Source organism: Bradyrhizobium sp., from assembly GCF_019244115.1.
GTDB lineage: Bacteria > Pseudomonadota > Alphaproteobacteria > Rhizobiales > Xanthobacteraceae > Bradyrhizobium.
The window spans coordinates 1-5,045 of the sequence record NZ_JAFATE010000684.1 but is presented as its reverse complement, the minus strand read 5'-3'; the positions used below and the strand labels follow the sequence as shown (position 1 = coordinate 5,045).

Genomic DNA, 5,045 nt, shown 5'->3' with positions numbered 1-5,045 from the left:
ATCGAGGAGGCGGTGCTGATGTGCGACCGCATCCTGGTATTTTCGTCGAACCCGGGCCGGGTGGCGGCAGAGTTCAAGGTCGACCTGCCGCATCCGCGCAACCGCCTCGATCCAGCGTTCCGGCAGCTGGTCGATCAACTCTATGGGCGCATGACGCAGCGCCCGACCAAGGCGCCCGCGCTCGAGGGCATTCAGGGCACGGGCGTCGGCATGGTGCTCCGCCATGTCTCTTCCAACGTGCTATCCGGCCTGATCGAGACGCTTGCCGCACCGCCCTATGACGGACATGCGGACCTGCCGGTGCTCGCCAATAGCCTGCAGCTGGAGGCAGACGAGATCCTGCACCTCGGCGAGTCCCTGCAGCTGTTGCGATTTGCTCAGTTGAGCGAGGGCGACCTCGTGCTAACCGAATTCGGCAAGCGCTTTGCAAATCTCGAAACCGATGCGCGCAAGAAACTCTTCACCGAACACCTGATCGCCTACGTCCCGGTCATCGGCTTGATCAAGCGTGTCCTCGACGAGCGACCATCGCATACTGCGCCTGCCGCGCGCTTCCGAAATGAGCTTGAGGACCACATGTCCGAAGAGGACGCCGACGATACGCTCAAGACTATTGTGTCGTGGGGTCGCTATGCGGAGCTCTTTGCCTATGACGAGCAATCGGAGACGTTCAGTCTCGAAAATCCGGGCTAACGGCCCCAGCGATCCTGCCAGAGTTTTTCCCCGATCGTGCAGCTGATGCGCGGCTCTTTGTCCGACGCTGGCCTGACCTGGCGTTCCGACGTTCGGCTCGCGACCTCCCGGATCAGCTTGGCGCGAATCGCCTCCTTGAAATTCTCCCTGCCCTTGATCGGCACAACAAATGATCCCGGCCCACCGATCACGCAGTCCTCATAGTACCAATCGAGATTCTCGATATCCATCGTCGCGTAGGACGGCTCTTTCACCATCACCGGCAGGCCGTTGATATTGATTCCCTTCGACAGCACCTCATCCCGAAATTGTTCGGACCATCGCCGGATGCTCTTCGTTGGGTTGACCGAGACGGAGAAAACGGCCGGGCTGGGCTGGAGATAGAAAGAGAGCTGGACGTGAGGACGCTCGGAACATCCTCTTCCGAACCCGTCGGTTTGAGCGTATTGATACGCGCGATGCGGAGCAACCTTGTGAATTCACTGCGGCGTTTGGGAGCAGCCATGATAGTCATGGCTTATGGGCTGGGCGTGATTGCGCCAACGGTCGCGTTCGCTTATGCAGATCATGCCTCGATCGTGCACGTCCTGGGTGAGTCTCATGGGGGGATGCTCGTACCACATTTCCACGACCATGGCGGGGATCGACACGATCATCCGGTAAAGCCAGGTGGCGGTGCCGCGCATCAGTGTTGTGGGTTTGTCTCGCTTTTCGGCGTTGAGCCCTCTGCAGCCGTCTCGATCTTTCCGCCGCAGACCACGATAGCGCTCCTCTCTCCGCCCACGCCATCGTTTTCCGGCCGCGGCGCGGCCCGCCTCGAACGTCCCCCAAGAGTTTCCTGACAAGCCTTAGTGCCGGCGCGGTGCCGCTTGGTGGCCGTGTGCCCATGTATCCATTGTCAGGGAGAGTTTTCATGTTCGTGCAGGCGCCCTGTGCCGCGAGATCTCGTGTTGGAGCATGGTCGTGTCTTGTAGTGGCAGCGCTCGCTACGAGCCAACTTGCGCGCGCCTCCGACGCCGATAGCGAGCACCTCTTCGGCTTCACCGAAGGCGCAGATATCGGGAAGGCCGGTGAACACGAAGCCGAGTCCGAAACCATCGGCCGTTTCGGCAAGTCGGCAGGCTCCTACGCAGCAGTGACGCAAACCGAATCGGTGAAAGTGCTGCCGTTCGAGACTTTTCGAGTGTCCGCGAACGCGGCCTTCGCCTATTTCGGCATTTCCGGCGTGCCTGGCCTCGAGGATCGTCGGCTCGTCACGTTGCAGGGCTTCTCCTTTGAGGCGCGCTACATGCTGATGGACCGTCACTGCGGGCCGTTTGGCCTAACGATCATTTCCGAACCGCGCTGGAGTCGGACGGACGCAACCAGCGGCGAGACGACGAAAGGCTTTGGCGGAACGTTGACTGTCGCAGCCGATTGGGAGTTAATCGACAATCGCCTGTTCGGCGCCTTAAATGTGCTCTACGATTCGCAGGCAACACGCTTTCCCCTACCGTTCAAGTGGGTCTATGACTTAAAAATCGGAGTCTCGGGTGCGGTGTCGACCCGCGTCGCGTCAGCGTTGTTCCTTGGAGGGGAGGTTCGATACCTGCGGGCCTACGACGGTCTTGGGCTGGGTGCACTTTCCGGTCAGGGGCTTTTCGCCGGCCCAACCTTCTACATTCAGATCGCAAGGGGTATGGCGCTCTCAGGGGCCTGGAACCGACAAATCACCGGTCGCGCCGCAAGCAACGGCTCGCTTGATCTGACCCATTTCGAGCGTCAGCAGGCTAAGCTTCGCTTCAACGTCAATTTCTAGATTTGAAGGCCATCCGCAAACCACTCCTGTCGCATGCGGCACGCGGCCTTCTTGACCTCCCCAGAGATGGGCCTGGGGCCCGATCGCGGGAAGCTATTGAAGCAAGGACCATGCTCACAGTCCCAGCCCAGCTTTTCGCCGGAAACTCCACTCGATGCCTCCCTCGTGCTGGCGACAGGAGCTGCCGACGTGCTTATCGAGGAGCGCGGCTGCCAGGGCACCAGTTGGAAAGCCGAGACCGCTCTCGCTATGGCGCGCCAGCAACGTGCAACTGTATCGAGAACTGAACAACTTGCTAGGGGTCTGGTCGCGTCACGTGACGCCCGTGTCAGACACCTGTAAGGGAGGTGCCGCATTTCAGTCTAACGGCGATGGCATGTTGATTTGCACAATGGCTGCCCTGATGCGTGCGGAAGCCGCAGCCTCGAAAGGCTTTTTGCGTTCCAAAAACAGAAGCTCCCGTTTGCGCGAAGCGGTCTATATACGGAAAAGCGCTATGTCGCGGTTCTGCTTTCTGCACCGAGCTTTCGCGCTCTTCGATGCAAGGGTCAAAACGCTGGCAACGCCAATTTCGCTCCGTTTCGAACGATCACGACGCCGCAGTGTCACTCTGCACGCCAACCCGTTTATCCTCGCGGCAGCCATCGGCATCGCCAGTGCGGCCTTCCTGGTCGCCGCCGATCATCAGACCGTGGACACGCTCTATGTCCACCATATCAAAAAGTCCGAAGCGCCGGTGATCGACGGCGACGCTTCCGATTCAGTATGGCTCTCGGCACAACCCTTCTTCGTGCTCACGAATCAGGGCGGTAATTTCGAAGGTCGAGGCGAGACAAAGGTTGAGATCAGAGCCGTCTATGATGACGGGCAAATTTATTTCCTGTTCGCGTGGGATGATCCGACGCGTTCGTTGAAGCAACTCCCGCTGCGCAAGGCGGCAGATGGATGGCATATTCTTCATGACGGCTATGAGACGGGCGACGAGCACGCCTACAGCGAAGATCGCTTCTCCGTGCTGTTGACCAAGCTTGATTTCATCCTCGCCGGGGACCGCACGTTCCACGCCGGGTCAACGCCAATCGCTGGGGAACCGGCTACCCTCTCAGGACGTGGCTTGCACTATACCACGCAGGAAGGCGTGTACGCCGAGGTTTTGGAATGGAAAGCGACCAGCACTGCAACCGGATTCTGCGACGACGACCATTTTGGTCCGCCGGTGGACGCCACTGCGGATCAGGTAAGCGGCAAGGCTCCCTACCACGGCGGGTTCGCGCCGAATCCGGGAACGGCAAATTATTCGGATAATTTTGAGCCGCAGCCGGCCGATGGCTACGACCAACCAATCAAACCGCGCCGTTTGCCGAAAGACTACCGCGCCATGGCAGCAGCGATGGGCAATATCGATATCGATCCGAACCACGGCGAAAACGCTGGCGCTCGATGGTACATGACAGAAGCAGAATCGACGCCGTATGACCCGGGCATCGATGCCGGGATTCCGGTGGGCACGGTGATCCCGGGCGTGGTGATCGCGGGCGAATATACCGGTGATCGTGCCAATGTGCAGTGCGCTTCCCGCTGGGCAGCTGGCCGTTGGGTTCTCAAAGTGGCACGGCGACTTGACACGAAGAGCTCGTACGGCATACCGATCAGCACCGGCACGTTCATCCGCGTCGCCGCTTTCGACCACTCCCAAATCCGTCATACCAGGCACGTTAGGCCAATCCGGTTGCAGCTGGAGTGACGGCGGAGACGTCTGGTCCACATTGGCAACATGGACGTCTCCGCGCGTCGCGCCGGAGCGCACCTGCCATCACTGCAGGCGCAACGCCTCTCAACGAAGGAAATCAATCAGATGGGATAAGCCGTCGAGGCCAACGTGGCGTCGTTTTCAATCGTGGCGCCCGCTAGCAGATAATGCTCGGTTCGAGTAAGGATCACGACAGCGATATGGTCGCACCGCGGAAGGGCCCGAATGGCCGGTACATGCACACAGGGTATTGATACGGGTTTCGCCGCGCTTAGCTACACAAAGGTAGCTATCCTTGGGGTCCTTCAGGGAATAACCGAGCTATTGCCTATTTCATCCACTGCGCATATGCGTCTGGTGCCCGCCTTTCTGGGCTGGCAGGATCCAGGATCAGCATTCTCCGCCGCCATGCAGCTTGCGGCACTCGCAGCCGTCGTGAGCTATTTCTGGCGAGACGTCCGGACGCTGACGCTGGATTCGGTTGCGGCAGTGGCGCGTGGGCAATTCGAAGATCGATCTTTTCGGTTCGCCTTGTGGATTGCGTTAGCGACAACCCCCATCGGGATCGCGGGACTATTGGCGTCGAAGTTTCTCAACGCATGCGCTTCGCCAGTTCGTGCGGTCATGGTCATCGGTTGGGCGTGTGTTGCTATGGCTCTGCTTCTCGGCGCAGCGGAGATCTATGCTCGCCATCGCCGCACGATCGGCGAGGCCCGATTCGCGGACGCGATGCTTGTGGGGCTTGCGCAGGTGGGGGCGCTGGTGCCCGGGGTATCTCGATCGGGTTCAACTTTGACGGCGGCG

The 5,045-nt window shown here is 60.0% G+C and carries 4 protein-coding genes and 1 pseudogene; 4 read left to right on the top strand and 1 reads right to left on the bottom strand.

Annotation, left to right across the window (positions count from 1 at the left end; all coding sequences use genetic code 11):
- Window positions 1-693 (top strand): AAA-associated domain-containing protein (locus JOZ76_RS29715; protein ID WP_291704808.1); only part of this gene is annotated, 693 nt, incomplete at its 5' end.
- Here JOZ76_RS29715 and JOZ76_RS29710 read toward each other — a convergent pair.
- A pseudogene (locus JOZ76_RS29710) lies at window positions 690-1,027 on the bottom strand (DUF1194 domain-containing protein); the annotation flags it as partial. The gene JOZ76_RS29715 and the pseudogene JOZ76_RS29710 sit on opposite strands and share 4 nt — an antisense overlap.
- 579 nt (window positions 1,028-1,606) lie before the next feature.
- On the opposite strand from JOZ76_RS29710, the gene JOZ76_RS29705 reads away from it, so the two are divergent.
- The 3 genes from JOZ76_RS29705 to JOZ76_RS29695 form a co-directional block, all read left to right on the top strand.
- Window positions 1,607-2,491 carry a hypothetical protein gene (locus JOZ76_RS29705; RefSeq protein WP_291704806.1) on the top strand — a complete coding sequence of 295 codons (885 nt, stop codon included), beginning with the start codon at window positions 1,607-1,609 and terminating at the stop codon, window positions 2,489-2,491.
- Between the two features lie 391 nt (window positions 2,492-2,882).
- On the top strand, window positions 2,883-4,235 hold the full coding sequence (locus JOZ76_RS29700) for an ethylbenzene dehydrogenase-related protein (RefSeq protein ID WP_291704804.1): 1,353 nt from the start codon (window positions 2,883-2,885) through the stop codon (window positions 4,233-4,235).
- 231 nt (window positions 4,236-4,466) lie between these two features.
- A partial coding sequence (locus JOZ76_RS29695) for an undecaprenyl-diphosphate phosphatase (RefSeq protein WP_291704802.1) occupies window positions 4,467-5,045 on the top strand: 579 nt, incomplete at its 3' end.

What these genes read in the sequence shown, in the direction of transcription:
- JOZ76_RS29705 (WP_291704806.1), top strand. Translation starts at nt 1,607, where the DNA reads ATGTTCGTGCAGGCGCCCTGTGCCGCGAGATCTCGTGTTGGAGCATGG.
- JOZ76_RS29700 (WP_291704804.1), top strand. Translation starts at nt 2,883, where the DNA reads ATGGCTGCCCTGATGCGTGCGGAAGCCGCAGCCTCGAAAGGCTTTTTG.